The following is a 1697-nucleotide window of genomic DNA, read 5'->3' on the forward strand; positions in this document are numbered from 1 at the left end:
GGAATAGATAAATCAAATCTAGAGTCTGTAAACCATTCTCGAAATTTGGCTTATGTGATTTATACCTCTGGAACAACTGGAAAACCTAAAGGGGTGATGATTGAACACATCGGAATTCCGAATTTAGTTAATTCTTTCAAGGCAGCTTTTCAACTGGAAAATGGAGACCGTATTACCCAGTTTGCAAACTATACATTTGATACTTCTGTGGGAGAGATATGGACGGCTTTATTGACTAGTTCAACTTTAATTTTGGTATCGGAAGATGTGATTTATAATTATGATGCTTTCGAAAGATTGGTGATTCAACAAAGAGTTAATGCTCTAATATTACCTCCAACGTATCTAAAACACCTAGATAAAGCGTCTTTTAATTCTGTTCGAAAAATTATTGTAGGTGGATCAGCTAGTACACCTTCTCTAGCCGAGAAATGGAAGGATATATATATAAATGCATATGGACCTACTGAGACGACAGTTACTTCAACCCTTTGGACTGAAGTCGATACAAGTAAAAATAAAAATATATCTTCCGTCTCTATAGGTAAGCCTGTCTATAATACACAAATCTATATATTAAATGATAATCTGCAATTACAACCTATCGGGGTTCCAGGCGAGATGTATATTAGTGGAGAAAGTGTGGCAAGAGGGTATTTGAACCGTAAAGAGTTAACATCTAAAAGGTTTATTGATAATCCGTTTTCTTTTGGTAAAAAAATGTATCGAACAGGCGATTTAGCACGTTATTTGCCGGATGGTAATATTGAGTTTCTTGGACGGATTGACCACCAAGTTAAGATTCGGGGATATCGGATTGAATTAGGAGAAATTGAGAGTACTCTTTTAGGCCATCCAAACGTTAAAGACGCAACTGTACTGGATTGGAAAGAAGGGGAAAATGAAACATTTTTGTGTGCATATGTGGTTTTAAAAGAACCAGGAGTAAATACGGAACTTAGAGATTATTTAAGTCAAAAGCTGCCTGTTTATATGGTTCCATCTTTTATTGAAGAATTAGATACAATCCCATTGACTCCTAATGATAAAGTAGATCGTAAGGGGTTGCCAAAACCAGATGTGTCCAATCAATCTGAATACTTGGCTCCAAAGACAGATTTGGAAAGGAAATTAGTTGCAATTTGGCAAGAAGCATTGGGGATTGGACAGATAGGGGTGACTGATAACTTCTTTAGCTTGGGAGGACATTCTTTAAAAGCAATTCAATTAATGTCTAATATCCATAAAGAATTACAGATTGAAATCCCTGTACGGATTATCTTTGAACACCCGACAGTAAAACAATTGGCTCGTCACCTGCGAAATCAAGAACGTGTTGAAAATCAATCAATTGAACCAGTTCCAGATCATTCGTATTATCCTGTGTCTTCAGCACAAAAGAGAATGTATGTACTCCAACAGATGGATTTAAGTGTTACACATTATAATATGCCAGGCGCATTTCTTCTAGAAGGTTCTCTGGAATATCAGCATTTGGAGCGAGCAATTCAGAAGCTTATAAGGCGCCATGAGTCACTTCGGACTTCATTTGAAGTGGTAAATGGGGAACCGGTTCAAATAGTTCATCAAGAAATGGACTTTACATTGAAGGTAAAACACGGCTTAGAAGAAAATATTCAGCAGGCGATGAACGAATTTATTCAGCCATTCAATTTAGAAAAGGCTCCGTTATTCCG

General features: G+C 36.7%; 1 protein-coding gene. It reads left to right on the forward strand.

The window, feature by feature from the left end; all coding sequences use genetic code 11:
* A partial coding sequence (locus WMZ97_RS21775; RefSeq protein WP_343274163.1) for a non-ribosomal peptide synthetase occupies positions 1–1697 on the forward strand: 1697 nt, incomplete at both ends.

This window comes from Lentibacillus songyuanensis, from assembly GCF_039548255.1.
GTDB lineage: Bacteria > Bacillota > Bacilli > Bacillales > Amphibacillaceae > Lentibacillus_C > Lentibacillus_C songyuanensis.